The following is a 348-nucleotide window of genomic DNA, read 5'->3' on the forward strand; positions in this document are numbered from 1 at the left end:
TATGCCGATCTTTTTGACGACGACCTCACTGCAGTTGCCAGCAAGTTAGACGAAAGTGTGGGCAAACTGTGGGCAACGCCAGCCAGAGACGCCAAGTAGCAAACTAAGAAATCGCATCTACCAGCACGTACTCCTGTACAGCTCTTGTGCCCCCAGTCGGACTCGAACCGACACTGGACGGATTTTAAGTCCGCTGCCTCTGCCAAATTGGGCTATGGGGGCTATCCAGCTCAGAGTCTATTTTGTGCCTGGCACCAACTCCGCTTTCGACTCCAAATACCGCAGTGATACCGCAGCACTGTCGATGGCCTTACCCAGCGCATCGGCCACGCCGCTCAAATCGTCGTC

Annotated in this window: 1 tRNA gene; it reads right to left on the reverse strand. The window is 54.9% G+C overall.

Going from position 1 to position 348, the window contains the following annotated elements:
* Positions 1-147: 147 nt before the first annotated feature.
* A tRNA-Leu gene (locus tag F0Q45_RS26995) sits at positions 148-222 on the reverse strand.
* Positions 223-348: the final 126 nt, after the last annotated feature.

This window comes from Mycobacterium simiae (genome assembly GCF_008370645.1).
Taxonomy (GTDB): domain Bacteria; phylum Actinomycetota; class Actinomycetes; order Mycobacteriales; family Mycobacteriaceae; genus Mycobacterium; species Mycobacterium simiae_A.